This window comes from Rhizobium sp. ZW T2_16, assembly GCF_044987325.1.
In the GTDB taxonomy this organism is placed as follows: domain Bacteria; phylum Pseudomonadota; class Alphaproteobacteria; order Rhizobiales; family Rhizobiaceae; genus Neorhizobium; species Neorhizobium cellulosilyticum.
This window is the reverse complement of the sequence record NZ_JBJDRG010000001.1, coordinates 773277-799310: the sequence shown is the minus strand read 5'-3', so window position 1 is coordinate 799310 and position 26034 is coordinate 773277. Positions and strand designations below refer to the sequence as shown.

Below are 26034 nucleotides of genomic sequence, written 5' to 3'. Positions count from 1 at the left end.
TAGTCCATGGCAAGCCTGATTACCTGTCCGCATTGCGGCACCAGACCCAAGGAAGAGTTTTCCATTCGCGGCGCGGCGCTTGAACGGCCGCATCCCGCCGCAAGCGAAGAGGACTGGCACGCCTATGTCTATCTGCGGGAAAACCCGAAAGGCCGGTACCAGGAATACTGGCACCACGCCGGTGGCTGTCGCCGCTTTGTGATCGTCGACCGTGATAACGTGAGCCATGACGTGTTCGGCGTTGTCGATGCCGCAGCGATCGGGGGGATGAGCGAATGACCTCTCATCGTCTCGGATCCGCCGGCCGGGTCAATCGCGGCCAGCCGCTGACATTCACGTTCGACGGCAAGACCTACAAGGGTTTCGAGGGAGACACGCTCGCGTCTGCCCTGCTTGCCAACGACCAGATGCTGATGGGCCGCAGCTTCAAATATCACCGTCCACGCGGACCGGTGACGGCCGGTTCTGCCGAACCCAATGCACTGATGACGATCGGGTCCGGCGCTCGTGCCGAACCGAATGTGCGGGCGACCGTTGCCGAGCTTTACGACGGGCTGACGGCCGTCAGTCAGAATCGCTGGCCTTCGTTGTCGTTCGATATCGGGGCGATAAACGGTCTGTTTTCGCCGATGCTCGGTGCGGGTTTCTACTACAAGACCTTCATGTGGCCGGCAGCGCTTTGGGAAAAGCTCTACGAGCCGGTCATCCGTCGCGCCGCCGGCCTCGGCAAGCTGACGATGCAGGCCGATCCGGACCGCTACGAGAAATCCTGGGCGCATTGCGATCTGCTGGTCATCGGATCCGGTCCGGCCGGGCTGATGGCGGCGCTGGCAGCAGGGCGTGCAGGTGCTCGCGTTATCCTCGCGGACGAAGGTTTTCGGCTTGGCGGATCGCTTTTGTCGGAAAGCGCATCTATCGGCGGCGCTGCTGCTGCCGACTTTGCCAAGTCGATGATTGAGGAACTGGCGGCACTTGCGAATGTCACGCTGATGTCGCGCACGACCGTATTCGGCTGGTATGACGATATGGTTTTCGGTGCCGTCGAGCGGGTGCAGAAACATGTTTCGACGCCATCGCCCGACCTGCCGATGGAACGGCTCTGGCGCATCGTCGCCAAGCGCGCCATCCTGGCTTCCGGCTCGGAAGAGCGGCCGCTGGTTTTCGGCGGCAACGACAAGCCGGGCGTGATGACGGCGAGCGCCATGCGCTCCTACGCCAACCGTTACGGTGTGGCAGCGGGCGGCAAGGTGGCCGTCTTCACCAATGGCGGATCGGGTTATCGCACAGCAGTCGATCTGGTGACCGCCGGTGTCGATGTGACGGCGATCATTGATGCGCGCGCGCAGTCTGCTGATGCCGTGCCGGATGGTGTGCGGGTGATCCGCAATGGCGGTGTCGTCGGCACCAAGGGCGGTAATCGCATCGATGCGCTGATTGCCGAACGTTCGGGTTTTCAGGAGGAGATCTCCTGCGATGCGCTCGCGATCTCGGGCGGCTGGTCGCCGGTCGTGCATCTGATGTGCCAGCGCGGCGCAAAGCCCATCTGGTCTGACGAAGCCCAGGCCTTCATGGCGCCGGATGTCGGATCGGCTTTCATCGCCGCCGGTTCTGCCGCAGGGGCCGAGACGATTTCTGCCTGCCTGAAGGATGGGGCCGGTAAAGCCACAGCGCTTGCGCGCGAACTCGGCTTTGCCGCCTACGAGGTGAACATCCCCGAGGTGGAAGGCGAATATGATCCGGCCTTTGCGCCGGTCTGGTACGTGCCGGGCGCAAAAGACAAGGCTTTTGTCGATTTCCAGAACGATGTGGCGGTCAGCGACCTCGGGCTCGCCCAGCGCGAAGGGTTCCGCCATATTGAGCACACCAAGCGCTATACGACCGCCGGCATGGCGACCGATCAGGGCAAGCTTGGCGGCGTCAACACGGTCGGCATCGTTGCCGGCATGCGCGGCGTCTCGCCGGCCGAGATCGGCACCACGACCTTTCGGCCGTTCTACACGCCGGTTTCCTTCGGAGCTTTGGCTGGAACAGCGCGCGGCGAGCACGCGGCTCCGGTTCGCACCTCGCCCTTGCATGACTGGGCGAAAAAGAATGGGGCCACTTTCGTCGAAGCCGGCTTGTGGCATCGCTCCGCCTGGTTTGCGCGGACGGGGGAGAATAGCTGGCGCGAAAGCGTCGACCGCGAGGTCAAGAATGTCCGCAGTAATGCCGGGCTTTGCGATGTCTCGACGCTCGGCAAGATCGAGATTTTCGGCACCCACGCGGCGGAATTCCTCAACCGTATCTATTGCAACAATTTCCTCAAGCTGCCGGTCGGCAGGGCGCGGTACGGCCTGATGCTGCGCGAGGACGGGATGATCTTCGACGACGGCACCACGAGCCGCCTTGCCGAGAACCACTATGTGATGACCTCGACGACGGCCTATGCGGCAGAAGTGATGGGGCATCTGGAATTTGCGTCGCAGACCTTCTGGCCTGACCTCGACGTTCGTTTTGTCTCCACGACCGACCATTGGGCGCAGATGTCGCTCGCCGGGCCCCGCGCCCGGACGATCATGAGCCGGGTGGTGGAAGACGATATTTCCGATGTTGCCTTCCCTTATCTTGCCGCCAGGACAGTGACGCTTCGCGGCGGGCTGAAGGCGCGGCTGTTCCGTATCTCCTTCTCAGGCGAACTGGCTTATGAGCTTGCCGTTCCGGCCGGTTACGGCGAGGCGGTTGCGGACGCGATCATGGAGGCGGGCAAGGGTGAGGGGATCTGCGCCTATGGCGTCGAGGCACTCAATGTCCTGCGCATCGAGAAGGGTTTTGTCACCCATAGCGAGATGGATGGCCGCACGACGCCGGACGATCTCGGCCTTGGCCGGATGATGGCGCTGCAAAAGCCGGATTTCATCGGCAAGCGGCAGTCGAGCCGTTTCGGCCTCACCGCTGCCGACCGGTTGCAGCTCGTGGGCTTGAGGCCGTTGGAAAAGCTCGATGAATTTTTGGCCGGCGCGCATCTGCTGAAGGAAGACGTGCCGCCATCGATGGCAAGCGACCAGGGCTGGGTGTCCTCGGTCTGCCACTCGCCGACGCTCGGTCACACGATCGGCCTTGCCATGCTGAAATCTGGCCGGGAACGCTATGGCGAAACCATCGTCGTGTGGGATGGATTGCGTGGGAAAGAGGTGCTGGCGCAAGTCTGTCCGCCCGTCTTCGTCGATCCCGATAACCGCAAGCTTCAGGGGTAAGCCATCATGTCGCTCACTCTCTATCACCGGCATGTGCTGGAAGATTATCTCGCAGGCTTCGAGGCCAAGGCCAATCCGAACCATCTGTCCGTCATCCGCCGTCCGGCGATTTTTTCGGTGTTGGCGCATCGCGGCAATGAGGCTTCCGTCAAGCAAGCGCTGAATTCGATCGAGGGTGCTCTGCTGCATGACTGCGCGCCGGGTGAGTGGCTGGTCGTCTCGACGGCGTCAGGCGCTGCTGTGGTCGAGAACCTTCTCGGTGAAATCACAGGTGCTTCGGCTGTCGATCAGAGCGATGGCCGGGTGCTGCTTAGGATTTCCGGCCCGAATGTGCGCAAGATCCTGGCGAAATGCGTGGCGGTGGATCTGCATCCCGATGCATTTTCCATCGGCGCTTCGGCCAACATGCTCTGCTGCCACGTGGTTGCCAATCTGGCGCGCACCGGAGCCGAGGCGTTCGAGATTATCGTGCCGCGTTCCTTCGCAGGCTCGGTATTCGAGGAAATGATGGAGATGGGCCGCGAGTTCGCGCTGACTGCCGCTTTTGCGGAGTGGTGAGGCGGATCGTCAGTCAGAGTGATGACTGATGACGCTCACTGGATAAGTATTTTTCGCTAAGCGACATTGGGCTTCGCAGAACGGTCTACTGAGCCGTTCTGATTGTCATTAGGCTGCGGTGAGTTGCAGCATTCAACGCATGACGAAAGTCCTGCTCTCACCGGAGAATTTGAATGAAGAGCCATGCCCGGATTGTGGTGATCGGCGGCGGTGTCGTCGGCTGTTCCGTCCTCTACCATCTGACGAAATTCGGCTGGACGGACGTGGTTCTGGTCGAGCGGTCCGAGCTTACTTCCGGTTCCACCTGGCATGCGGCTGGCGGCATGCACACGATCAACGGTGACCCCAACGTCGCCAAGCTGCAGAAATACACGGTCGAGCTCTACAAGGAGATCGAGGCCTATTCCGGCCAGGATATCGGCCTGCACATGACGTCGGGCCTGATGTTGGCAGCGACCAATGAGCGGTTCGACTGGTTCAAGTCGCTACTCGCCAAGGGGAAATATGCCGGCGGCGAGGCGCGGCTCGTGTCGGTGGAAGAGGCGCATGAGATGATGCCGCTTCTCGATCCCAAGGAATTCGTCGGCGCCGTCTTCGATCCGCATGAGGGCCATCTCGATCCTTACGGCACGACACACGCCTATGCGAAATCGGCGAAGAAGAACGGGGCGGAAATCTATCTCCACACCAAGGTGGAGGAGCTCATCCAGCTGCCGGACGGCATGTGGCGGGTGGTGACGGACAAGGGGGAGATTCGAGCCGAGCACGTCGTCAACGCTGCGGGGCTCTGGGCGCGTGAGGTTGGCCGCATGGTCGGGCTGGAACTGCCGGTGCTTGCCATGGAACATATGTATCTGATCACCGAGGACATGCCTGAGGTGATCGAGTTCAACCAAAAGTCCGGTCGCGAGCTGATGCATTGCGTCGATTTTGACGGCGAGATTTATATTCGCCAGGAACGCAACGGCATGCTGATGGGCACCTATGAAAAGGACTGCTGCCCGTGGTCGCCGATCGAGACGCCGTGGACCTTCGGGCACGAGTTGCTGGCCGAGGATATCGAGCGGATTTCCGGTGAGCTTGAGGTCGGCTTCCGGCACTTTCCGGCCTTCAATACTGCCGGGATCAAGACGATCATCAACGGCCCCTTCACCTTTTCGCCGGATGGCAATCCGCTGGTCGGGCCGGTGCGCGGCATGACGAATTTCTGGTCTGCCTGCGCGGTGATGGCCGGCTTCTCCCAGGGTGGTGGCGTCGGGCTGGCGTTGGCGCAATGGATCATCAACGGAGATCCGGGCTTCGACGTCTTCGCCATGGATGTCTGCCGTTACGGCGACTATGCGACGCTCGGTTATACCAATGCCAAGGTACGAGAAAACTATTCGCGCCGCTTCTCGATCCGTTATCCGAACGAGGAGCTGCCGGGCGCCCGCCCGCTGCTGACGACGCCGATCTGCGACAAGCTGAAGGCTGCTGGTGCCGTGTTCGGCGCATCCTACGGGCTGGAAACACCGTTGTGGTTTGCCCCGGAAGGTGTCGAAGACGCTTTCTCCTGGCGGCGCTCGACCGATTTTGACCATGTCGGAAACGAAGCAAAGGCGGTGCGTGCTTCCGTCGGCATGATGGAAACCTCGGGTTTCGCCAAATACCTGATCGCAGGTGGGGGCGCGCGGAGCTGGCTGGATCGCATGCTTGCCGGCCGTATTCCGCCGGAAGGGTGCATGGCGCTGACGCCGATGCTGAACGAGGCGGGCAAGCTGATCGGCGATTTCACGCTTGCTGCGCTGGAGGATGAGGAATTCCTGCTGATCGGCTCCGGCATTGCCGAGGATTATCACATGCGCTGGTTTGAGCAGCATCTGCCCGAAGATGGTTCGGTCGGGGTGGAGGCGCTCAATCTCGGCCTGCTGGGCCTCTCGGTTGCCGGGCCGAAGGCACGCGAGGTGCTGCAGAAGCTGACGCATCTCGACCTATCGGATAGAGCCTTTCCCTTTATGTCGGTGCGCGAGATCGATCTCGGCATGGCGCCGGTCATTCTCGGCCGGGTCACGTATACCGGTGATCTCGGCTATGAAATCTGGATGAAGCCGGAATATCAGCGCTATCTGTTCGATGCGTTGATGGAGGCGGGTGCGGAGTTCGGCATTTCGCTTTTCGGCCTGCGGGCGCTCAACGCTCTTCGCGTCGAGAAATCCTTCGGCAGCTGGTCGCGGGAATATCGTCCGCTCTACGGGCCGGCGGAGGCGGGGCTTGGCCGTTTCATCTCCTATAGCAAACCGGCCGATTTCATAGGCAAAGAGGCGGTGCTCGACGAAAAGCTTACCGGCGGCGCATTGAGGCTCATCACCCTGATCGTTGATGCCGTGGATGCCGACGTCATCGGCGACGAGCCGATCTCGCTTGATGGAGAGGTGAGGGGATGGGTGACTTCGGGCGGTTATGCTCATGCATCCGGAGTCTCGGTCGCCATGGGCTACGTGCCGAAGGCGATCGCCGAGGTGGTGAATGGATGGCAGATTGAGATTCTGGGAGAAATGCTACCGGCGCGCCTGCAGCCTGTGCCGCTGTTTGACGCAAACGGGTCGCGAATGCGCTCTTGATAGTTGTAAACTCTATAGAAAATCACTGGTTGGATAGGGCGTTATTGCACGCCGAAAACGCTCATTTTCTGTGAGGTTCATGCCGCATTTCTGGCATTCCTGAGTGTATTTGCGCCATCCTGGGCAAAAGCTCGTGAAAATTGATCTGCCTCTTTCTTTTGCACTTCACATTTTTAACGAAACGGATAGGAATCAAAAAAATTGAAGATCTCATCAGGTCTTTGAAAGAATGGTGCGGCCGCAAAGGACCGCATTAGGGGAAACTATATGGAATACTTTATCCAGCAGCTCATCAACGGGCTGACTCTCGGATCCATCTATGGCCTCGTGGCAATCGGCTATACGATGGTTTACGGTATCATCGGCATGATCAACTTCGCCCATGGCGATATTTTCATGCTCGGCGGCTTCGCTGCCCTCATAATCTTCCTGATCCTGACATCCTTCTTTGCCGGCATTCCGGTAGCGCTGTTGCTGCTGCTGATGCTGCTGGTTGGTATGCTGATGACGGGCCTGTGGAACTGGACGATCGAGCGCGTGGCCTACCGGCCGTTGCGCGGATCCTTCCGCCTTGCGCCGCTGATTACGGCGATCGGTATGTCGATCGCCCTGTCGAACTTCATCCAGGTGACGCAGGGACCGCGCAACAAGCCGATCCCACCGCTTGTCACCGACACCTATCACCTCGGCGCGATTACCATTTCGCTGAAGCAGATCCTGATCGTGGTGATTACCTCGATCCTGCTGTTCGCCTTCTGGTACATCGTCAACAAGACACCGCTCGGCCGCGCCCAGCGCGCTACCGAACAGGACCGCAAGATGGCGGCACTACTCGGCGTCGATGTCGACAAGACGATCTCGATAACCTTCATCATGGGTGCAGCACTCGCGGCGGTCGCCGGGGCGATGTACCTGATGTATTACGGTGTCGCATCCTTCAACGACGGATTCATTCCGGGCGTAAAGGCTTTTACCGCGGCCGTTCTCGGTGGTATCGGCTCGCTGCCGGGCGCTGTTCTCGGCGGGCTTCTGATCGGCCTGATCGAAAGCCTGTGGTCGGCCTATTTCTCGATTGCCTACAAGGATGTGGCGACCTTCGCCATCCTTGCTATCGTGCTGATCTTCAAGCCGACCGGCATTCTCGGTCGTCCGGAAGTGGAGAAGGTCTGACATGGCTTACACCACTGAAAACAACCAGTCCGGCCTGATGGCAAAGGCCGTCAAGGAAGGCATTTTCGCGGGCCTGATCGCGTTCGGCATGTTCCTGCTGTTCGTCGGCATCGAGACCTATCAGGACATCAACAACCAGCTGGTCTGGCGGACGCGCTGGGGGCTGCTTGCGGTCTTCGTCGCGGTCGCCGCGATCGGCCGCTTCGTGACGGTCGGTTTCATCAAGCCGCATCTCGACAGCCGCAAGCTCGCCAAGGCGAAGAGCGGCGTTCTGGAGATCTCGGACGAGAAGGGCTTCTTCCGCACGCATTTCCTCAAGATCGCGCTGATCTTCCTGCTCTGCTATCCGTTCCTGGCAATGCTCATCTTCGGCCGTCAGGGCTCGCTGAAATATGTCGACAACTTTGGCATCCAGATCCTCATCTACGTGATGCTCGCCTGGGGCCTCAACATCGTCGTCGGCCTCGCGGGCCTGCTCGATCTGGGTTATGTCGCCTTCTACGCGGTCGGCGCCTATTCCTACGCGCTGCTGTCGGCCCATTTCGGCTTCTCCTTCTGGCTGCTCCTGCCGATGGCCGGTATCTTGGCCGCTCTCTGGGGCATCATCCTCGGTTTCCCGGTTCTGCGGCTGCGAGGAGACTATCTTGCGATCGTGACGCTCGCCTTCGGTGAAATCATCCGCCTCGTGCTGATCAACTGGACGGATGTCACCCGCGGCACGTTCGGCATCTCGGGCATCGAGAAGGCAACCTTCTTCGGCATCTGGTCCTTCGACGCAGGCACGCCGAACAATTTTGCCAAGGCCTGGGGTCTGCCGACCTCGTCGGTCTATTACAAGATGTTCCTGTTCTACATCATTCTGGCACTCTGCATGCTGACGGCATACGTCACCATTCGCCTGCGGCGCATGCCGATCGGCCGCGCCTGGGAAGCACTGCGTGAGGACGAGATCGCCTGCCGTTCGCTCGGCATCAACACCGTCACCACCAAGCTGACGGCGTTCGCCACGGGCGCAATGTTCGGCGGTTTCGCCGGCTCGTTCTTCGCTGCCCGCCAGGGGTTCGTCTCTCCGGAAAGCTTCGTCTTCCTGGAATCGGCGGTCATCCTCGCCATCGTGGTCTTGGGCGGCATGGGTTCGCTCACCGGTATCGCCATTGCGGCGGTGGTCATGGTCGGCGGTACCGAGCTGCTGCGCGAAATGGAATTCCTTAAGCACATCTTCGGACCGGACTTCACGCCGGAACTCTACCGCATGCTGCTCTTCGGTCTGGCGATGATCATCGTCATGCTGTTCAAGCCGCGCGGCTTTGTCGGCACCCGTGAGCCAACCGCCTTCCTGAAGGAGAGAAAAGCTGTCTCCGGCAGCTTCACCAAGGAAGGCCACGGCTGATGACGACCGGGACCATGACAATGACAAAAGACGCTATCCTCAAGGTCGAACACCTGTCGATGAAGTTCGGCGGCCTGATGGCCATCAACGACTTCTCGTTCGAAGCCAAGCGCGGCGAAATCACCGCACTGATCGGTCCGAACGGTGCCGGCAAGACCACGGTGTTCAACTGCATCACCGGCTTCTACAAGCCCACCATGGGCATGATCACGCTGTCACGCGACAACGGCAAGGAGTTCCTGCTGGAGCGCCTGCGCGATTTCGAGATCAACAAGGTCGCGGGTGTCTCCCGCACCTTCCAGAACATCCGGCTGTTTTCCGGCCTGACGGTTCTGGAAAACCTGCTGGTCGCGCAGCACAACGTGCTGATGAAGGCTTCGGGCTTCACGATCCTCGGTCTTCTCGGCTTGCCGACCTACAAGAACGCCGCGAAGGCTGCGATCGAGAAGGCGCAATACTGGCTGGAAATGGCCGATCTCGTTGATCGTGCCGACGATCCGGCAGGCGATCTTTCCTATGGCGCGCAGCGCCGCCTGGAAATCGCCCGCGCCATGTGCACCGGGCCGGAACTTCTGTGTCTGGACGAACCGGCCGCCGGTCTCAACCCGAAGGAATCTCTGACGCTCAATACGCTGTTACGCGCCATCCGCGACCAAGGCACGTCACTGCTCCTGATCGAGCACGACATGTCAGTCGTCATGGAGATTTCCGACCATGTCGTCGTTCTGGAATATGGTCAGAAGATCTCCGACGGTACGCCGGATCATGTGAAAAACGACCCGAAGGTCATCGCAGCCTATCTCGGCGTCGAGGATGATGAAGTTGAAGAAATCGAGGAAAAGCTGGACAAGGGCATTATCGAAGAGGGGACCGTCTGATGGCCGGTGAAACCCTCCTGAAAGTCCAGGGTGTCGAAACCTATTACGGCAATATCCGCGCGCTCTCGGGTGTCGATGTCGAGGTCAACAAGGGCGAGATCGTCAGCCTGATCGGCGCCAACGGTGCCGGCAAGTCGACGCTGATGATGACCATCTGCGGGGCACCGCAGGCCAAGACCGGCCAGGTCATATTCGACGGCGAGGATATCACCAAACTGCCGACGCATCTGATAGCACGCAAACGCATCGCCCAGTCTCCGGAAGGGCGTCGCATCTTTCCGCGCATGACAGTGTTGGAAAACCTGCAGATGGGCGCCAATCTCGACAACCTGAAATATTTCAAGGAAGACGTCGAGAAGGTTTTCGTGATGTTCCCGCGCCTGAAGGAACGCCAGAGCCAGCGCGGCGGCACGCTTTCGGGCGGCGAGCAGCAGATGCTCTCCATCGGCCGCGCGCTGATGTCCCGCCCGAAACTGCTGCTTCTGGACGAGCCGTCGCTCGGTCTTGCTCCGCTGATCGTCAAGGGCATTTTCGAGGCGATCAAGAAGCTCAACAAGGAGGAGGGGCTGACCGTCTTCCTCGTGGAGCAGAACGCATTCGCGGCGCTGAAACTGTCGGACCGCGCCTATGTCATGGTCAACGGCAAGGTGACGATGAGCGGCTCCGGCAAGGAGCTTCTCGCCAATCCGGAAGTCCGTGCCGCCTACCTCGAAGGAGGCCGGCATTGAGCGCGATCACCATCTTTACGGCCAGCGGGGTATACTGACATGCAGGGCCTGTTTTTCGAAACCGATACGGTGGTCCGCTATTTCCTGCGCGGCATCGTGCTTTTGCTCGGCTTCTGGACCGCCTGGCGGTCCGGCAAGGCTGCGGCCGAGGGCTGGAACGGCTATCGCGAAGTCGTGATCTATGCGGTCCTGCTCACCGTCGCCATGCAGTTCCTGCATTATGCGCTGTTCCAGGGGCCGTTCATCAACGCCTTCTACTTCATTCTGGACCTCATTCTCCTGTTCGGCTTTGCCCTTGCGGGTTTCCGCATCCGCCGCACCCGGCAGATGGTCCAGAACTACTACTGGCTCTACGAGCCGACCTCAGCTTTCTCATGGAAGAAGAAAGATTGACACCAGAACAGTTCTGAATTCAGATCGGTTTTGGCAAAGATAAATACACCAAAAGGTGGAACAGCTTCCGGCACAATAATGGTGGGTATTGTGTCGGACCCCAAAAAACCTCTCACCTCATAATAACTGGGAGTTATTCTATGAAGAAGTCTCTTCTTTCCGCAGTTGCGCTGTCGGCCATGGTCGCCTTCGGTGGCAATGCATGGGCTGATATCGTCATCGCCGTCGGTGGTCCGCTGACCGGTCCGAACGCAGCCTTCGGTGCACAGCTGCAGAAGGGTGCCGAACAGGCTATCGCCGACATCAATGCTGCTGGCGGCATCAACGGCGAAAAGCTGACGATCGCGCTCGGCGACGACGTCTCCGACGCCAAGCAGGGTGTATCTGTCGCCAACAAGTTCGTTGCCGACGGCGTCAAATACGTGGTCGGTCACTTCAACTCGGGCGTTTCGATCCCGGCTTCGGAAGTCTATGCCGAAAACGGCATCCTCGAAATCACCCCTGCTGCGACCAACCCGGTCTTCACCGAGCGCGGCCTGTGGAACACGTTCCGCACCTGCGGCCGTGACGACCAGCAGGGTGGCGTTGCCGGCAAGTATCTTGCCGAAAAGTTTGCCGATGCCAAGATCGCCATCATCGACGACAAGACGCCTTACGGCCAGGGTCTCGCTGAAGAAACCAAGAAGGCTTACAACGCCCTCGGCAAGAAGGAAGTCGTCCGCGAAGGTGTCAACACCGGCGACAAGGACTTCTCCGCCCTCATCTCCAAGATGAAGGAAGCTGGCGTTTCGATCATCTATTGGGGCGGTCTGCACACCGAAGCCGGCCTGATCATCCGCCAGGCCAAGGACGCAGGCCTCAAGGCAACGCTCGTGTCTGGTGACGGTATCGTCTCCAACGAACTTGCCTCGATCGCCGGCGATGCCGTCGAAGGCACGCTCAACACCTTCGGCCCCGACCCGACGCTGATCCCGGAAAACAAGGCACTGGTCGAGAAGTTCAAGGCCGCCGGCTTCAACCCGGAAGCCTACACGCTCTACTCCTACGCCGCCGTCCAGATCATTGCCGAAGGCATCAAGGCTGCCGGAAGCGCGGACGATGCCGAGGTCGTTGCCAAAATCCTGCACGAAAAGGGTCCGTTCAAGACCGTTCTCGGCGACATCGCCTTCGACGAAAAGGGCGACCCCAAGCTTCCGGGCTACGTGATGTACGAATGGAAGAAGGGTCCGGACGGCAAGTACAGCTACTTCCAGCAGGGCAGCTAAGCTCCAGCGATATATGATGCTTCATGGAAAAGCCCGGTTTCGACCGGGCTTTTCTCGTTTCCAGGTAAGCAATCGTTCTGTTACCCCCAAAAAAACGGGGCCAATTCTTAATAGGTCATAAACTGTAATTTACGAATTTCTTATATTTCAAATAAGTGATCTGAGAATGTTTCAGAAAAGGATTCGCATGTTCCCGCTGAATACTGAACTCAGTGCTGCATTTTTATCTTGTGGGATGGCTTTTTTCAGTTGGGATCTGGCTGAAGATCGGTTCTACGGCGACGTTGCCTTGGCGGAGCTCTTCGATATTGACGCGAGCGTCATGGCTGCGGGGCTACCAATCCTGTCGCTGATCGAGCGAATATCCGTTGAAGACCGCAGTAGGGTCGCTGCATCCATTCATCGAGCAATTACCAGCGGCCTTGTCTATCAGGAGCAATACCGCATCAATCACGGCAAACGAGGCGCCGTGGATGTGCTTTCCGTCGGTCGTTGTCTCAGGGATGATGCAGGGATCCCGTTCATCTACAACGGCACGATCATGGAAATTTCGAGCAGCGTCGCCTCTTGCATTCCCGACCCGCTTGCCAGTCACTGCAGGTCGGCGCTTGAGCTTGCACAGAAACGAGGCAATGATCTTGCTGCGCGTTATCTTTCTTCAGCGCTGAAGGTCAGCGGTGCCGCTTGAGCGGGAACGGGCGGGAATTTCGCCAGCTTCGCGATTACGTCAAAAATCTTGGCTTCCTTTTCGGAGGCCGACAAGTGTCGTCGGTTGCTGTCCTGTTTCAACGTCTTTACGAGGTTGAGGAGGGAGGCGATGGAAGAGTTGCTATCGTCAGATGTCATCAGCTCGACCTTGTGGGTACCGTGATTCTCTATCCGCTTCGCTGCGGCGCAACAACGAACGTCAGATTGCAATTAGGAATATAATATATTCTATTTGGAGAATGTAACTATGGCGTACATTTTTCCGAGGTTCGCGTGGGTGCCAAGGTCAGGCGTATTCAGCTGTCCTCATGCAGGACATGTGCTGCCCTCACTGCCGCCGATGCCCGGTTTTCCACGCCAAGCTTGACGTAAATCTGCTCCAGGTGCTTGTTGACCGTGCGTGCAGAGAGGCCAAGAATTTCGCCGATGTCGCGGTTTGATTTGCCTTTGGCGATCCAGAGGAGGACGTCGGATTCCCTTGCCGTCAGCGGGAAATGCTGGCGCAGGACTTCAGCGCCGGGCCGGCGATTATTCGCCGTCAGCCGGAACAGGAATTCATCGGCACTCAGGCCTCCCAGATAGGAGAGCTGCAGGCCCTTCTCGTCGCCGTCTTCTAGCGAGAAGGCGGCATCGCGCGAAAAGCCTGGACGATCGCGCTCAGCCATCCATGTCGCAATGCGCCCGGCAATCAGTTCCAAACCGTCATCGCGGTTGGTGGCGGCATTGATCAGCCGGGTTGCCTGTGGCGTCGACCATTGAATGCTGCCGTCAGCCCTGACGGCAAGCAGGTGCCGGCCGGCGGCATCGAGTGCAACTCGGGCGCTCTGAGCAGAACGGGCATTGGTGAGATGAACGCGGATGCGGGCTCTGAGTTCATCGATGTTAATGGGCTTGGTCAGATAGTCGACGCCGCCTGATCCGAGCGCGTGGACGACATGCTCCGTCTCGGTGAGGCCGGTCATGAAAATCACCGGTACCTGTGCCACACCGGCATTGGTTTTTAGCCGGCGGCAGGTTTCGAACCCGTCCATGCCGGGCATGACTGCATCGAGAAGAATGAGATCGGGCGTGATCTTGTCGACGATATTGAGCGCCGACAGACCCGATGTTGCGATCAGTACGGAGAAGCCGGATTGCTCCAGTGCTTCCGTTAGAAAGCCGAGCGCATCGGGGCTGTCATCGACCAGGAGAACGATGTCGCGGGGCGTTGTGGTGTCAGCCATCGCTTATCTCCTCCTTGTCCAGGCGTTCCAGAAACTTCATGTAGCCGGCCATGTCGAAGGCCTTGAGATAGAGACCAAGCTCGTCCGCGAAGGGGCGATTGGTCTCGTCAGCGGCAAGATCGGCAAGCTTGGCTTCTATACCCCGCACGTAACCAATCTCTCCAAGGCGCAGCAAGTCCTGCAGATGGCTCGTCCCCGGACTTATGACCGGTTTTTTCGCCGCAGCGATGGGCAAGGGCGGTGTTTCGCCCTCATAGACCCAGGAGAGCCCGAGATGCGAGGCGAGCTTGTCGGCGAGCCGGCGCAGATTAACCGGCTTGGAGAGCGTATCGTCATGGCCTTCGCCCGCAGCATCGGCCGTCGTTCCGTCGCCGATATTGGCCGAGAGCATGATGATCGGTGCATTCTGCCCTTCATCACGCAGGCGGGTGACGAGCTGCCAGCCGCTCATGCCAGGCATGGAAATGTCGATCAGGAATATGTCGGGCTTCACCCCTTCGATCAGCGTCAGGCATTCCGGGCCGCCGGCAGCGGTCAGCACGACGAAATCCATGGGAGCCAGCACTTCCCGCATCAGGTCACGGTGATCCTGGTTGTCATCAACGACAACCACGGTTCGGCGCGGGCCGGTGTAGGAGACGATCTTGCGCTCGGTGGCGGGTGTGGTGTTCGGCCGCTCGACGGCAGACAGCATCAGTCTCACGCGGAAGGTCGAGCCTTCGTCCTTGACGCTCTTGACCGAGATCTCGCCGCCAAGGGTGTTGGTGAGAAGCTGGGTGATGGTCAGGCCGAGGCCCAACCCCGGCATCGGCCTCACGCTTTCCGCCTCGCCGCGCTGGAACGGTTCGTAGATCCGGCCGAGGTCCTTTTCGGCAATGCCGCGCCCGGTATCGGAGATGGTGAAGGTCGCGACTTGACTGCGGTAGGCGATCTCGAAACGCACCTTGCCTTCGTCGGTGAATTTTATCGCATTGGACAGAAGGTTGACCAAAATCTGCCGCAAGCGCTTTTCGTCGGTGCGGACATAGTGCGGCAATGAGGCCGCGCGGATGTGCTCGAATTCCAGACCCTTGGCCTGAGCCTGAAGGCCAAACATCTCGACGATCTGGTCTAGAAAATCCTGGATATTGATCTCGTTGGAATAGACCTGCAGGCGGCCCGCCTCGATTTTCGATATGTCGAGAAGGCCGTCTATCAGGCCCGAAAGATGGTCCGCCGAACGCTTGATGACCTTGATCGCCGACTGGCGCGGGGCAGGGATGGTCTCGTCACGCTCGAGGATCTGGGCGTAACCGAGCACGGCGTTGAGCGGCGTGCGCAATTCGTGGCTGAGGCCGACGACATAACGGCTCTTGGCGCGGTTGGCTGCCTCTGCCGTTTCCTTGGCGTCCTGGAGTGCTGCGTCGGTCTTCTTGTGGGCGGAAATTTCTTTCAGGAGCAACGTGTTCTGGCGCGAGGATTCCTCTTCCGCCACGACTCGGCTGTCATGGGCGAGCACGTAGAACCACGAGACGATGCCGGCGATGATGGCGAAGACGAAAAAGACGATGGAGATCGTGCCGTAGATGATTTCCGCATTGGCCGGTGCCGCTTCGCCCGCCTGATAGGCGACCATGGCAAGAATCGAGCCGATCAACGAGATCGAGACCACGGCTGTCGTTGCATAACGTCCGAGCCGTGTGGTCAGCTTGTCGATGATCCGGTCGGACAGGAAAGTCCGGGCGACCGTTCCGACCTGGGTGTTGAGGCGCGCATGCGGCTTGCACATGTCGTGGCAGCGGCTGTCGAGCGAGCAGCAGAGCGAGCAGATGGGCGCCGCGTAGGCCGGACACCAGGCCATGTCCTCGTGTTCAAAAGGATGTTCACAGACCGAACAGGTGATCGAGCCGAGCGTCTTCCAGCTTTGGCGCGGTTTGCGGGCCAGATAATATTTGCCGCGGGTGGCGAAGGCGATCGCCGGGGAGATTACGAAAGCGGACAAGGTAACATAGGTCGCGAGCGACACCATCAGCTCGCCAAATGCACCGAAATGTGCGGCAAGCGCAATCGTCGTGGCGCCGAACATGGCGCCAAGGCCGACCGGATTGATGTCGTAGAGATGGGCGCGCTTGAATTCGATGCCGGGAGGGGAAAGGCCGAGCTGTTTGTTGATGAACAGGTCGGCGGAGATCGTGCAGAGCCAGCTCATGGCGACGATCGAGAAAATGCCGAGCGTTTCCTCCAGCAGCCGGTAGATACCGAGTTCCATCAACAAAAGCGCGATGGCGACGTTGAAGACCAGCCAGACGACGCGGCCCGGGTGGCTGTGGGTCAGCCGCGAGAAGAAATTCGACCAGGCGAGCGACCCGGCATAGGCGTTCATCACGTTGATCTTCAACTGCGAAACGACGACGAAGGCGGCCATCAGCAGCAGTGCCGCCGTCTCGTTGGGGATCATGTAGCCGAAGGCTGCCAGATACATGTGCGCCGGATCGGCTGCCTCGTTTGCGGGGACAGCCGTCGACAGGGTCAATACGGCGAGGAAGGAGCCGGCCAGAAGTTTCGGCACGCCCACCACCACCCAGCCGGGGCCGGCGAGGAAGACGGCGAACTTATGCCGCCATTTGCGCATGCCCTCGGGAGGAAGGAAGCGAAGGAAGTCGACTTGCTCGCCGATCTGCGGCATCAGCGCCAGAATGACAGCTGATGCTGCTCCGAATTCCACGAGGTCGAAGGGGGCAGTGCCGCCGATCTCGCCATTGGAATGCCCGATCCCGGCAAAGGCGCGCCAGAGATCGAATTTCTCCCAATCGAGAAAAGCGATGAAGATGAAGGGCAGGACGTTGAGAACGATCCAGAAGGGCTGGGTCAGGAGCTGAAAGCGTGAGATCAGTTGCACGCCGTATATGACGAGCGGGATCACCACGATTGCGCTGATGATGTAACCGAGCCAGAGGGGAATGCCGAAGGCGAGTTCGAGTGCGCCCGTCATGATGGATGCCTCGATGGCAAACAGCATGAAGGTGAAGCTGGCATAGATCAGCGAGGTGATCGTCGAGCCGATATAACCGAAGGATGCGCCGCGGGTGAGAAGATCGATATCGACCCCGTGGCGGATCGCGTAACGGCTGATCGGCAGGCCGACGAGCAGCATTACGACCGCCGCTGCCATGATGGCGAAAAAGGCGTTGGTCGTGCCGTAGGAGAGGGTGATTGCACCACCGATCGCCTCCAGCGCCAGGAAGGAGATCGCGCCGATTGCCGTATGCGAGATACGGCTGGACGAAAACCGGCGCGCGCTCTTGGCGGTAAAGCGAAGGGCGTAATCTTCCAATGTCTGGTTGGCGACCCAGCGGTTATATTCCCGCCGGACCGGAATGATCCGCTGCCGCGCTGCCATGCCTTGTTTTTGATCCCTTGGGAGGAGTGATCGTCAAAAAGGCACTTTCGATGTTGGATCGCGGTTTTGCAACCGAATTGACGCGGTTAGAGCCTTTCGGCTGCCGGAATTGCTAAATCGCTCTATTCTTTATTTCCACGCAGTTCCGGACGCAAAACCGGTGCCCACTTTTACTGGCATTGCTCAGTGCGCAACCGTCTTCGAAAAGACGTTGACGATGACAACGCCGGCGATGATGAAGCCGAGACCGATCATTGCTGCCATGTCGAGGCTCTGGCGAAAGACGATCAGGCCGACTGCCGAGATCAGCACGATGCCGAGACCGCTCCAGATCGCATAGGCGATGCCGACCGGCAGCACGCGCAGCGTGATCGACAACAGATAGAAGGCCGCGCCGTAACACAGAGCCATGCCGAGTGTCGGCAGGATGCGGGTGAACTGCTGGCTCTGCTGCAGAAGTGTTGTGCCGACGACTTCCAGTGCGATGGCGGAGAGTAGAGAGCCGTAGGTGATAAGGGCGGGATTCACGTCTTATGTCTTTCGTGTCATTGATATGAGTTGTTCGATCAGGGCGTCCTGGCCTGTCGCCTCGACGCCCGAATATTCCAGAAGGCCGGCAAGCCAGAGGCCATCGGCGGCATAACGGGCAATGCCCAGTTCAGGTCCGGCATCCGTTTCTGCGTGTCGTGCAAGCCGGGACGCGTACCAGTCGGACCACATCGCCTTCATCTCGGGATCCGTCAGCGAAGAGAGGGGAAGCGCGTTCCAGTTGCTCGCGCCCTGGCTCTCGGCATTGGCAAAGGCCCGGATGTAAGCGCGCGTGAAACGGCCATAGGCGTCCCGGTCGTCTTCCAGAAGCGCATCGATCTGGGCGTCCAGTTGCTCCAGAAGATCGTGAAAAACGGCCTGAACGAGCGCCTGCTTGTTGGGGAAATGGTGCAGCAATCCGCCCTTCGTCACATGCGCAGCATCCGCAACTGCCTGCAGTGTTACTGCAGGCAGACCCTGTTCCTGCGAGATCTGGGCGGCGCAATCCAAGAGTGCGCGACGCACGATTTCCGGCTGTTTCTTGCGTTCGTGAGCTTCAGTCATAGCTAAACATACCAGATGGTCGGTTTGTTTTGCAAGTCGTCGAACGATCACATGTTTTCGTCGTCACTCATCGATTCAATGGGGCGCAGAAGAGGGGTGGGCAACACTTGCAACAAATCTCGGCGACAGTTCGCGTTTCAGCTTCTGACGGATAGCAGCCGCGTAATCGTCCTGACTTCTGATTGTCATTGTGAAGCCGCCGGTGCCGCGTATGACATCCTGCGCATAATATGCGGCAAGACCGTCATCATCATCGGCGATCGCAAGAGCGTTGATCGTCACGCCCATCCTAATCGTCCGTAGGCGGGCCTGATAGAGCGTCGCCCTGACGCGCTGTTTCGGCAGCATCGTCTCGCGGCCGTCGCCGGACAGATTGATGATCAAGCGCCGCGCACAGACGCCGGGCTCGGACAACTTGTCGAGGGCGGACCAGAGGCCGCTGCCGATATTGGTGGCGCCAAAGACGTGCCGTTCGTTTCGCTCCAGTCCCTGGGCAAAACCTTCTGCTCCCACTCCGTCATAGACCACGAACCAGCCGAGATCTTCGGTCGGAAACTCGCCGTCACCCCAGAACACCGCGGAAAGCATCACCGTACCGGCATCTTTCAAGGCCGACACGACGCCATCATCCCTGAGGGCTGCCGCTATCGCCGATTTCTGAAACCGATATTCGCTGTCGGTAACGCTGCCCGATCCGTCGATCGCCAGTACCAGTGCGACATCGGCGCATATTGGCTGAGCCGATGCGACGCTACCGCATGCCGAAAGCAGCAGCGTCAGCGACGCCGCTTTCCCCCATCGAGACATTTCGTTGCCCTCCAACCCCGCTCGATTGGAGTATTTTAGCACATCTTTAAATTCTGGACATGAAGAAATGCGGAGCGGCGGAATACGGTGGTCGGCAGATCTCTACCAAACACCCCGCCGAACTTGCATCCGGTGATACACCTATCTTGATATGGCGATGGAATTGAGCCGGTGAAAGCCGTGTTGCCGCAACATACATGTCACAAAGTCGCGCTAGTTAGCTGATATCCTTTCATGTTTTTAGAGGTTTTACAGTGTCTGTTTCGATCAGGTTTCGCGGTGCAACGGCGCTTCTCACCGTGCTGCTCCTTTCGCCATCCATAGTTTTGGCGGAAACACGAGCGGCACCCTATGTGGATACAGGCGCCAGCAACAAGCGCGGCGATGCCTGTTTTGCGACCAAGGACACGAATGCCGCTGTCCATGTTCTATCCGGTTTTCTTGAAGTCTGGACACCGCGTTCGGCTTTTGTCGATGCAGGGGTGGAAGCGCCTGCGAAGGGTGATTGCCCTGCAATCAGCAAGTCTGACTGGGATGGCATTCCGTACAGCGCCACCGACGGTACGATTGTCAATCAGGCGATGCACAGGGCCAATATCGATTATGTGGTGAAAATCACGCGCGGCCGCACCGCCGAACAAGCATTTGCCGCGTATCTCGATGATCGCCGCGGCAAGAACGCCAGCATTGTCGATGGCCTCGGTCCCCTGGCCGAAGCCTGGAGAGAGGGCGCCAGGCAGACGACGACGATTACCGATGTCGCCGCAGACGCGACCACGGTCAAGCATGATGACGATGGCAACAATCGCGGCCTGGGAAGCAAGCCTGACGAGAAGGCCAAGACTGCGGCCAATCCCGATCTCGGCCTGGCTGTCGATTTCATCAACATGGCAAGCGAAGAAGCTTCGACGGAGCCCGCTAAACGTTATTTCAAATATGCTCGCCCCTATCGCTGGAGCAACGATGTCGTGGTGCTGCCGACGCTGGAGCCGGCCAAAAGCCAAAAGCCTGCCGAAGATGGCGGTTTCCCGAGCGGCCATACGGCAGAAGCCTGGCGCGACGCGATTGCGATGGCCTATCTCGTGCCGCAGCGTTACCAGGAAATGCTTACGCGGGCCGCTGTGATGGGCGACAATCGTATCATCGCCGGCATGCATTCGCCCTTCGATGTGATCGGCGGCCGGGTGCTGGCAACGGCGCAGGTCACCTACAATCTCAACAGGTCGCAGAATGCGGATCTGAAAAAGCAGGCTTATGATCAGGCACAAACCTGGCTGAGCGCAAAGGTCGGTGTGGAAAGCGCAAGCGAATTGGCACGGTTCGCCCAGTCACAGCCGGTATCCAGTGATCGCTTCGCGGATCGCGCCGTCAATGCCGCCCTGATCGAAAAGACGACGACCTACGGCCTGCCAGCAATCCATCCGATCGACCAGCCGGCCCGCGTGCCAGAGGGGGCGGAGGTGCTGCTCGAAACGCGCTTGCCTTATCTCGACGCCGATCAGCGCCGTGACGTGTTACGCACCACCGAGATCCGTTCCGGCTTTGCCGTTCTCGATGACGAAGAAGGCTATGGCCGCCTCAACCTTTTTGCTGCCGCCGATGGTTATGGCGCATTCGATGCGATGACCACGGTGACGATGACAGCCGGGAAGGGTGGCTTCAACAAGATCGATACCTGGAAAAACGACATTTCCGGCAAGGGTGGCCTGACGAAACGCGGTGATGGCACCTTGGGCCTCTCCGGCACCAACACTTATGGTGGCGGCACCATGGTCGAAGCCGGCCTGCTGGTTGCCTCTTCGCAGTCGGCGTTCGGCACCGGCAATCTCGAGATCGCCGGCGGTGAAGTTGTCATGGCCGCACAACAGCCGGTTCTTCTGGGCGGAACTTTCAGGCAGGCCGATGCGGGCCAGCTGACGCTGGTCGTCGAAGGCGGCAAGCCTGTCGTGGCAATCAAGGGGGCGGCACAACTTGGCGGTTCGCTTGTGCTGCGGATGACCGAGGATAACCTGCCGAAGGCTGGCGAAAGCATTCAACTGATCAAGGCAGGCTCGCTTTCCGGAGCCTTCTCGAAGGTTGAGATCAATGGCGTCGAAGGTAATGTCGAATACACGCCGGACGGTGTGATCCTGACCGTTGGCAAGTAATGCTCCGGTAAACCGAACGGACTGATCCGATCGCCGCGACCGCAAGGATTGCGGCGATCGACGTCCCGCCGCAACCTGCTACCACTTTCCCCCTCTGCATACGTCATTTTGCGTATGTGGTTTTGGGCTGTCGCACCCGATAGTCCCCTCAGGCAACGGTCAACGTCACCGTTGTGCCAACAAACCAAAAAAGAGGGGGTTTGATCCTATGAGCTTCAAGGCGAAACTGGGCGGAGCGCTGCTGGCTGCCGCACTTTCCACCACGGCCTTCCACGGCGCATTTGCAGCCGACGATACGATCAAGATCGGCGTTCTTCATTCGCTCTCCGGCACGATGGCGATTTCCGAAACGACGTTGAAAGACGCCATGCTGATGCTCGTCGAAGAGCAGAACAAGAAGGGCGGCGTGCTTGGAAGGAAGCTCGAAGCCGTTGTCGTCGATCCGGCCTCCGACTGGCCGCTGTTTGCCGAAAAAGCCCGTCAGCTGATCTCCCAGGACAAGGTCGCCGCCGTCTTCGGTTGCTGGACCTCGTCTTCGCGCAAGTCGGTGCTGCCGGTCTTCGAGGAGCTGAACTCGATCCTGTTTTATCCCGTCCAGTACGAGGGTGAAGAATCCTCGCGCAACATCTTCTATACCGGTGCCGCTCCGAACCAGCAGGCCATTCCGGCCGTCGACTATCTCGCTTCGACCGAAGGTGTCGAGCGCTGGGTTCTCGCCGGTACCGACTACGTCTACCCGCAGACGACCAACAAGATCCTGAAGGCCTACCTGATGTCCAAGGGCGTCAAGGAAGAGGACATCATGGTCAACTACACGCCGTTCGGTCATTCCGACTGGCAGACGATCGTCTCCGACATCAAGAAATTCGGCTCGGCCGGCAAGAAGACTGCCGTCGTCTCGACCATCAACGGTGACGCCAACGTGCCGTTCTACAAGGAACTCGGCAACCAGGGCATCAAGGCTGAAGACATCCCGGTCGTCGCCTTCTCCGTCGGCGAAGAAGAGCTTGCCGGTCTCGACACCACACCGCTGGTCGGTCATCTCGCTGCCTGGAACTACTTCCAGTCCGTCGATGCGCCGGTCAATGCCGAGTTCATCAAGACCTGGCATGCCTATACCAAGAACGACAAGCGCGTAACCAACGACCCGATGGAAGCCGCTTATATCGGCTTCAACGCCTGGGTAAAGGCCGTCGAGGCTGCCGGCACGACCGACACCGACGCAGTTCTCGACTCGATCATCGGCGTCGCCGTCCCGAACCTCTCGGGCGGCACCTCCACCGTCATGCCGAACCACCACATCACCAAGCCGGTGCTGATCGGTGAAATCCAGGCCGACGGTCAGTTCGACATCGTGCAGGAAACGCCTGCCGTCGTTGGCGACGAGTGGTCTGATTACCTGCCGGACTCCAAGGACCTGATCTCCGATTGGCGCAAGCCGATGTCCTGCGGCAACTTCAACGTCGCCACCGGTAAATGCGGCGGCAAGGGTAGCTGATCTCTCACCGCTCGGGGCAAAGACCCCTCCCAACCCTCCCCACAAGGGGGAGGGCTTAACCTAGCCGCCCCGTCGTAGTTCACCTGAGCCGAGGCGGATGCCGCGAGTTTTCTCCCCCCTTGTGGGGGAGATGGCCGGCAGGCCAGAGGGGGAAGACGCCCCCGCCACGCCATCCGGGGGACAGACACATGCTTATCCGTTTCATCACACTGATCTTTCTGGTCCTTGCATCCGCGGCGACATCCTTCGCGAAAGGCAGCGACCCCAAACCGCTGTTTGACCAGCTGGCGGACGCCAATTTCAACCAGGCGGAAACGCTTGTCGGGGAGATCGCTGCGACCGGGGATCCGCGCGTGGTGCCGGCGCTGAACGCCTTTTCCGAGGGTGACCTTTATTTCCGCAAGTCCGATAAGGCAGTCTTTTCCGCCAAATCTGCCGGTTCTCAGCTTGAGCTGATCGACCCGGTTACCGGTGAGAGCGCCGGCCAGGTGGCAAAAGGTGCGGTCACCAAGATCAAGGTCAACAACAATCTGCGCCGCGCTATCCGCGCGGCTCTCGGCGGCCTGACGCTAATGAGCCCGGATCGTGGTGCGCGCCTTTCCGCCGCCGATGCGATCCTGCGCTCCCCAAGTGCCGAAGCTCTCGAACTCGTCGAGGCCGCACTTGCCAAGGAAACCGACACGGAAGTGAAGGCCCGCATGGAAGAAGCGCGTGCGGTGTCGCTTCTTTCCTCCGATCGCTCGATCGATGAAAAGCGCGCGGCAATCGAAACTATTTCCGGCCTCGGTGCGAGCGGCCTCGGTGTGCTGAATTCCGTTTCTTCATCCATCGATCCCAGCCTGAAGCCGGATCTCGACAAGGCGATCGCCTCGATCCAGAACGCACAGCAACTCTGGAACCTCGCCCAGAATGTCTGGTACGGAATGTCGCTCGGCTCGGTTCTGCTGCTGGCCGCGATCGGCCTTGCCATCACCTTCGGCGTGATGGGCATTATCAACATGGCGCATGGCGAAATGGTCATGCTCGGCGCCTATTCCACTTTCATGGTGCAGGAAGTGATCCGTGAGAACGCGCCCAGCCTGTTCGACTGGTCGCTGGCAATCGCGCTGCCCGTCGCCTTCCTCGTCACCGGCGCCGTCGGTTTCGTCATCGAGCGCGGTGTCATCCGCTTTCTCTATGGTCGGCCGCTCGAAACGCTGCTCGCCACCTGGGGCGTGTCGCTGATCCTGCAGCAGGCGATCCGCACGATCTTCGGTCCGACCAATCAGGAAGTCGGTAATCCGTCGTGGATGTCCGGTTCCTTTCCGCTCGGCGGCATGACAATCACTTATAACCGCATGTGGATCATCGTCTTTTCGCTGACGATCTTTTTCGCGCTGCTCTTCGTGATGAAAAAGACGGCCTACGGCCTCAACATGCGCGCCGTCACCCAGAACCGCCGCATGGCATCCTCGATGGGTATTCGCACGCCTTGGGTCGACGCGCTGACCTTCGCTCTTGGTTCGGGTATCGCGGGGATTGCCGGCGTGGCGCTTTCCCAGATCGACAACGTCTCGCCGAACCTCGGCCAGAGCTACATCATCGACAGTTTCATGGTCGTGGTCTTTGGCGGGGTCGGCAATCTCTGGGGCACGCTGGTGGGTGCCTTGTCGCTTGGCATCCTCAACAAGTTCCTCGAGCCCTCCGTCGGGGCAGTGCTCGGAAAGATCCTCGTGCTGGTCCTCATCATCCTCTTCATCCAGAAACGTCCGCGCGGCCTGTTCGCGCTCAAGGGAAGGGCGGTGGAAGCATGATTTCCGGCTTCATTCTTCGTGCACTCGAAGGCAGGATCGTCGTCGCTGTCGGTATTCTTCTCGCCGTCGCCATCATCGTGCCGGCGCTCAACCTGCTGACCCCGCCGGACAGCGCGCTGCATATCCCGACCTATGCCATGGCGCTGATGGGCAAGTATCTCTGCTATGCGCTGCTCGCCTTGGCACTCGATCTCGTCTGGGGTTATTGCGGCATTCTCTCGCTCGGCCACGGTGCCTTTTTCGCGCTCGGCGGTTATGCGATGGGCATGTATCTGATGCGCCAGATCGGTTCGCGCGGCGTCTACGGCAATCCCGACCTACCGGATTTCATGGTCTTCCTCAACTGGAAGGAACTGCCGTGGTTCTGGTACGGGTTCGACATGTTCCCGTTTGCGATGGCCATGGTGCTGATCGTGCCGGGCCTGCTCGCCTTCGTCTTCGGCTGGTTCGCGTTTCGCTCAAGGGTCAACGGTGTCTATCTGTCGATCATCACCCAGGCGATGACCTATGCGCTGATGCTCGCCTTCTTCCGCAACGACATGGGTTTCGGCGGTAATAACGGCCTGACCGACTTCAAGGATATCCTTGGCTTCCAGGTGCAGGCGGGCGGTACGCGGGCCGTGCTCTTCGCCATGTCGGCGATCATGCTGGCGCTCTGCCTGATCGTCGCCTCGGCCATAACACGGTCGAAATTCGGCAAGGTTCTGGTGGGTGTGCGCGATGCGGAAAGCCGGGTGCGCTTTCTCGGTTTCCGCGTCGAGAACATCAAGCTGTTCACCTTCGTCGTCTCGGCCATGTTCGCCGGCATTGCCGGTGCGCTGTTCGTGCCGCAGGTCGGCATCATCAATCCGGGGGAATTTGCGCCTGCCAACTCGATCGAAGTCGTCGTTTGGACCGCCGTCGGCGGACGCGGCACCCTGATCGGCCCGATCATTGGCGCGATCCTCGTCAATGCGGGCAAGAGCTATTTTACCGGCGCATTCCCTGAATTCTGGCTGTTTGCTCTTGGTGGGCTGTTCATCGCCGTCACGCTGTTCCTGCCTAAAGGCATTGTCGGCACTATCCAGCATGGCTGGAACGCCCGCAAGGCGATGAAGGCTGCGGCAGATGCGGAAAAGGGCAGGAATGCCGGCGCTGCGCCGGTCACGCAACAGGCTCAGGCAGCGGAGTGA

General features: G+C 59.6%; 20 protein-coding genes. 15 read left to right on the top strand and 5 right to left on the bottom strand.

Annotated elements, in window-relative coordinates; translation table 11 throughout:
• The first annotated feature begins 6 nt into the window (after window positions 1-6).
• The 11 genes from ACI3K0_RS03895 to ACI3K0_RS03845 all read left to right on the top strand — a co-directional run bounded on the left by ACI3K0_RS03895 (window position 7) and on the right by ACI3K0_RS03845 (window position 12903).
• Window positions 7-279: a sarcosine oxidase subunit delta gene (locus ACI3K0_RS03895; protein ID WP_404944939.1), complete on the top strand. Its 273-nt coding sequence runs from the start codon at window positions 7-9 to the stop codon at window positions 277-279.
• Complete coding sequence (locus ACI3K0_RS03890; protein ID WP_404944938.1) at window positions 276-3233, top strand: sarcosine oxidase subunit alpha family protein; 2958 nt, start codon at window positions 276-278, stop codon at window positions 3231-3233. The genes ACI3K0_RS03895 and ACI3K0_RS03890 overlap by 4 nt, the downstream gene beginning before the upstream one ends.
• A gap of 6 nt (window positions 3234-3239) precedes the next feature.
• On the top strand, window positions 3240-3791 hold the full coding sequence (locus ACI3K0_RS03885) for a sarcosine oxidase subunit gamma (protein ID WP_404944937.1): 552 nt from the start codon (window positions 3240-3242) through the stop codon (window positions 3789-3791).
• Window positions 3792-3964: 173 nt separating this feature from the next.
• A complete protein-coding gene (locus ACI3K0_RS03880) occupies window positions 3965-6391 on the top strand; it encodes an FAD-dependent oxidoreductase (protein WP_183821187.1) in 2427 nt (808 codons plus the stop codon).
• A gap of 267 nt (window positions 6392-6658) precedes the next feature.
• On the top strand, window positions 6659-7561 hold the full coding sequence (locus tag ACI3K0_RS03875; RefSeq protein ID WP_148145820.1) for a branched-chain amino acid ABC transporter permease: 903 nt from the start codon (window positions 6659-6661) through the stop codon (window positions 7559-7561).
• Between the two features lie 37 nt (window positions 7562-7598).
• The gene (gene livM / locus ACI3K0_RS03870) at window positions 7599-8951 is read left to right on the top strand and encodes a high-affinity branched-chain amino acid ABC transporter permease LivM (protein WP_404945113.1); all 1353 of its coding nucleotides are present in this window, start codon (window positions 7599-7601) and stop codon (window positions 8949-8951) included.
• Window positions 8951-9829 carry an ABC transporter ATP-binding protein gene (locus tag ACI3K0_RS03865; RefSeq protein ID WP_148145818.1) on the top strand — a complete coding sequence of 293 codons (879 nt, stop codon included), beginning with the start codon at window positions 8951-8953 and terminating at the stop codon, window positions 9827-9829. Before livM ends, ACI3K0_RS03865 begins: the two co-directional genes overlap by 1 nt.
• Complete coding sequence (locus ACI3K0_RS03860) at window positions 9829-10557, top strand: ABC transporter ATP-binding protein (protein WP_404944936.1); 729 nt, start codon at window positions 9829-9831, stop codon at window positions 10555-10557. The genes ACI3K0_RS03865 and ACI3K0_RS03860 overlap by 1 nt, the downstream gene beginning before the upstream one ends.
• 39 nt (window positions 10558-10596) lie before the next feature.
• Entirely contained in the window at window positions 10597-10950 is a 354-nt protein-coding gene (locus tag ACI3K0_RS03855) for a DUF6867 family protein (RefSeq protein WP_112454103.1), read from the top strand.
• Window positions 10951-11090: 140 nt separating this feature from the next.
• Complete coding sequence (locus tag ACI3K0_RS03850) at window positions 11091-12215, top strand: branched-chain amino acid ABC transporter substrate-binding protein (RefSeq protein WP_404944935.1); 1125 nt, start codon at window positions 11091-11093, stop codon at window positions 12213-12215.
• Between the two features lie 187 nt (window positions 12216-12402).
• Window positions 12403-12903, top strand: a complete 501-nt coding sequence (locus ACI3K0_RS03845) for a hypothetical protein (RefSeq protein WP_404944934.1) — start codon at window positions 12403-12405, stop codon at window positions 12901-12903.
• A gap of 316 nt (window positions 12904-13219) precedes the next feature.
• Here ACI3K0_RS03845 and ACI3K0_RS03840 read toward each other — a convergent pair whose 3' ends face one another.
• The 5 genes from ACI3K0_RS03840 to ACI3K0_RS03820 form a co-directional block, all read right to left on the bottom strand.
• Window positions 13220-14146: a response regulator gene (locus ACI3K0_RS03840; protein WP_206822936.1), complete on the bottom strand. Its 927-nt coding sequence runs from the start codon at window positions 14144-14146 to the stop codon at window positions 13220-13222.
• Window positions 14139-17525, bottom strand: a complete 3387-nt coding sequence (locus ACI3K0_RS03835) for an ATP-binding protein (protein WP_404944933.1) — start codon at window positions 17523-17525, stop codon at window positions 14139-14141. The genes ACI3K0_RS03840 and ACI3K0_RS03835 overlap by 8 nt, the downstream gene beginning before the upstream one ends.
• Before the next feature lie 183 nt (window positions 17526-17708).
• Window positions 17709-18053, bottom strand: a complete 345-nt coding sequence (locus tag ACI3K0_RS03830; RefSeq protein WP_148145812.1) for an SMR family transporter — start codon at window positions 18051-18053, stop codon at window positions 17709-17711.
• Window positions 18054-18056: 3 nt separating this feature from the next.
• Window positions 18057-18617 (bottom strand): TetR/AcrR family transcriptional regulator, encoded by a 561-nt coding sequence (locus tag ACI3K0_RS03825; protein ID WP_148145811.1) that lies wholly within the window; start codon window positions 18615-18617, stop codon window positions 18057-18059.
• A gap of 75 nt (window positions 18618-18692) precedes the next feature.
• Complete coding sequence (locus ACI3K0_RS03820) at window positions 18693-19424, bottom strand: DUF1194 domain-containing protein (protein ID WP_404944932.1); 732 nt, start codon at window positions 19422-19424, stop codon at window positions 18693-18695.
• A 254-nt stretch (window positions 19425-19678) separates the two neighbouring features.
• Between ACI3K0_RS03820 and ACI3K0_RS03815 the strand changes: the two genes are divergently transcribed.
• The 4 genes from ACI3K0_RS03815 to urtC all read left to right on the top strand — a co-directional run bounded on the left by ACI3K0_RS03815 (window position 19679) and on the right by urtC (window position 26034).
• On the top strand, window positions 19679-21571 hold the full coding sequence (locus ACI3K0_RS03815; RefSeq protein ID WP_404944931.1) for a phosphatase PAP2 family protein: 1893 nt from the start codon (window positions 19679-19681) through the stop codon (window positions 21569-21571).
• Between the two features lie 208 nt (window positions 21572-21779).
• Window positions 21780-23069, top strand: a complete 1290-nt coding sequence (urtA, locus tag ACI3K0_RS03810; RefSeq protein ID WP_404944930.1) for an urea ABC transporter substrate-binding protein — start codon at window positions 21780-21782, stop codon at window positions 23067-23069.
• Between the two features lie 188 nt (window positions 23070-23257).
• A complete protein-coding gene (gene urtB, locus ACI3K0_RS03805) occupies window positions 23258-24862 on the top strand; it encodes an urea ABC transporter permease subunit UrtB (RefSeq protein ID WP_404944929.1) in 1605 nt (534 codons plus the stop codon).
• On the top strand, window positions 24859-26034 hold the full coding sequence (gene urtC / locus ACI3K0_RS03800; protein WP_404944928.1) for an urea ABC transporter permease subunit UrtC: 1176 nt from the start codon (window positions 24859-24861) through the stop codon (window positions 26032-26034). Before urtB ends, urtC begins: the two co-directional genes overlap by 4 nt.

Excerpts from the sequence above, each read along its gene's own strand:
- livM (WP_404945113.1), top strand. The coding sequence starts at position 7,599 with ATGGCAAAGGCCGTCAAGGAAGGCATTTTCGCGGGCCTGATCGCGTTC.
- ACI3K0_RS03890 (WP_404944938.1), top strand. The coding sequence starts at position 276 with ATGACCTCTCATCGTCTCGGATCCGCCGGCCGGGTCAATCGCGGCCAG.
- ACI3K0_RS03880 (WP_183821187.1), top strand. The coding sequence starts at position 3,965 with ATGAAGAGCCATGCCCGGATTGTGGTGATCGGCGGCGGTGTCGTCGGC.
- ACI3K0_RS03850 (WP_404944935.1), top strand. The coding sequence starts at position 11,091 with ATGAAGAAGTCTCTTCTTTCCGCAGTTGCGCTGTCGGCCATGGTCGCC.
- urtC (WP_404944928.1), top strand. The coding sequence starts at position 24,859 with ATGATTTCCGGCTTCATTCTTCGTGCACTCGAAGGCAGGATCGTCGTC.
- ACI3K0_RS03825 (WP_148145811.1), bottom strand. The coding sequence starts at position 18,617 with ATGACTGAAGCTCACGAACGCAAGAAACAGCCGGAAATCGTGCGTCGC.
- ACI3K0_RS03895 (WP_404944939.1), top strand. The coding sequence starts at position 7 with ATGGCAAGCCTGATTACCTGTCCGCATTGCGGCACCAGACCCAAGGAA.
- ACI3K0_RS03845 (WP_404944934.1), top strand. The coding sequence starts at position 12,403 with ATGTTCCCGCTGAATACTGAACTCAGTGCTGCATTTTTATCTTGTGGG.
- urtB (WP_404944929.1), top strand. The coding sequence starts at position 23,258 with ATGCTTATCCGTTTCATCACACTGATCTTTCTGGTCCTTGCATCCGCG.
- ACI3K0_RS03860 (WP_404944936.1), top strand. The coding sequence starts at position 9,829 with ATGGCCGGTGAAACCCTCCTGAAAGTCCAGGGTGTCGAAACCTATTAC.
- ACI3K0_RS03875 (WP_148145820.1), top strand. The coding sequence starts at position 6,659 with ATGGAATACTTTATCCAGCAGCTCATCAACGGGCTGACTCTCGGATCC.
- ACI3K0_RS03820 (WP_404944932.1), bottom strand. The coding sequence starts at position 19,424 with ATGTCTCGATGGGGGAAAGCGGCGTCGCTGACGCTGCTGCTTTCGGCA.
- urtA (WP_404944930.1), top strand. The coding sequence starts at position 21,780 with ATGAGCTTCAAGGCGAAACTGGGCGGAGCGCTGCTGGCTGCCGCACTT.
- ACI3K0_RS03835 (WP_404944933.1), bottom strand. The coding sequence starts at position 17,525 with ATGGCAGCGCGGCAGCGGATCATTCCGGTCCGGCGGGAATATAACCGC.
- ACI3K0_RS03855 (WP_112454103.1), top strand. The coding sequence starts at position 10,597 with ATGCAGGGCCTGTTTTTCGAAACCGATACGGTGGTCCGCTATTTCCTG.
- ACI3K0_RS03840 (WP_206822936.1), bottom strand. The coding sequence starts at position 14,146 with ATGGCTGACACCACAACGCCCCGCGACATCGTTCTCCTGGTCGATGAC.
- ACI3K0_RS03865 (WP_148145818.1), top strand. The coding sequence starts at position 8,951 with ATGACGACCGGGACCATGACAATGACAAAAGACGCTATCCTCAAGGTC.
- ACI3K0_RS03885 (WP_404944937.1), top strand. The coding sequence starts at position 3,240 with ATGTCGCTCACTCTCTATCACCGGCATGTGCTGGAAGATTATCTCGCA.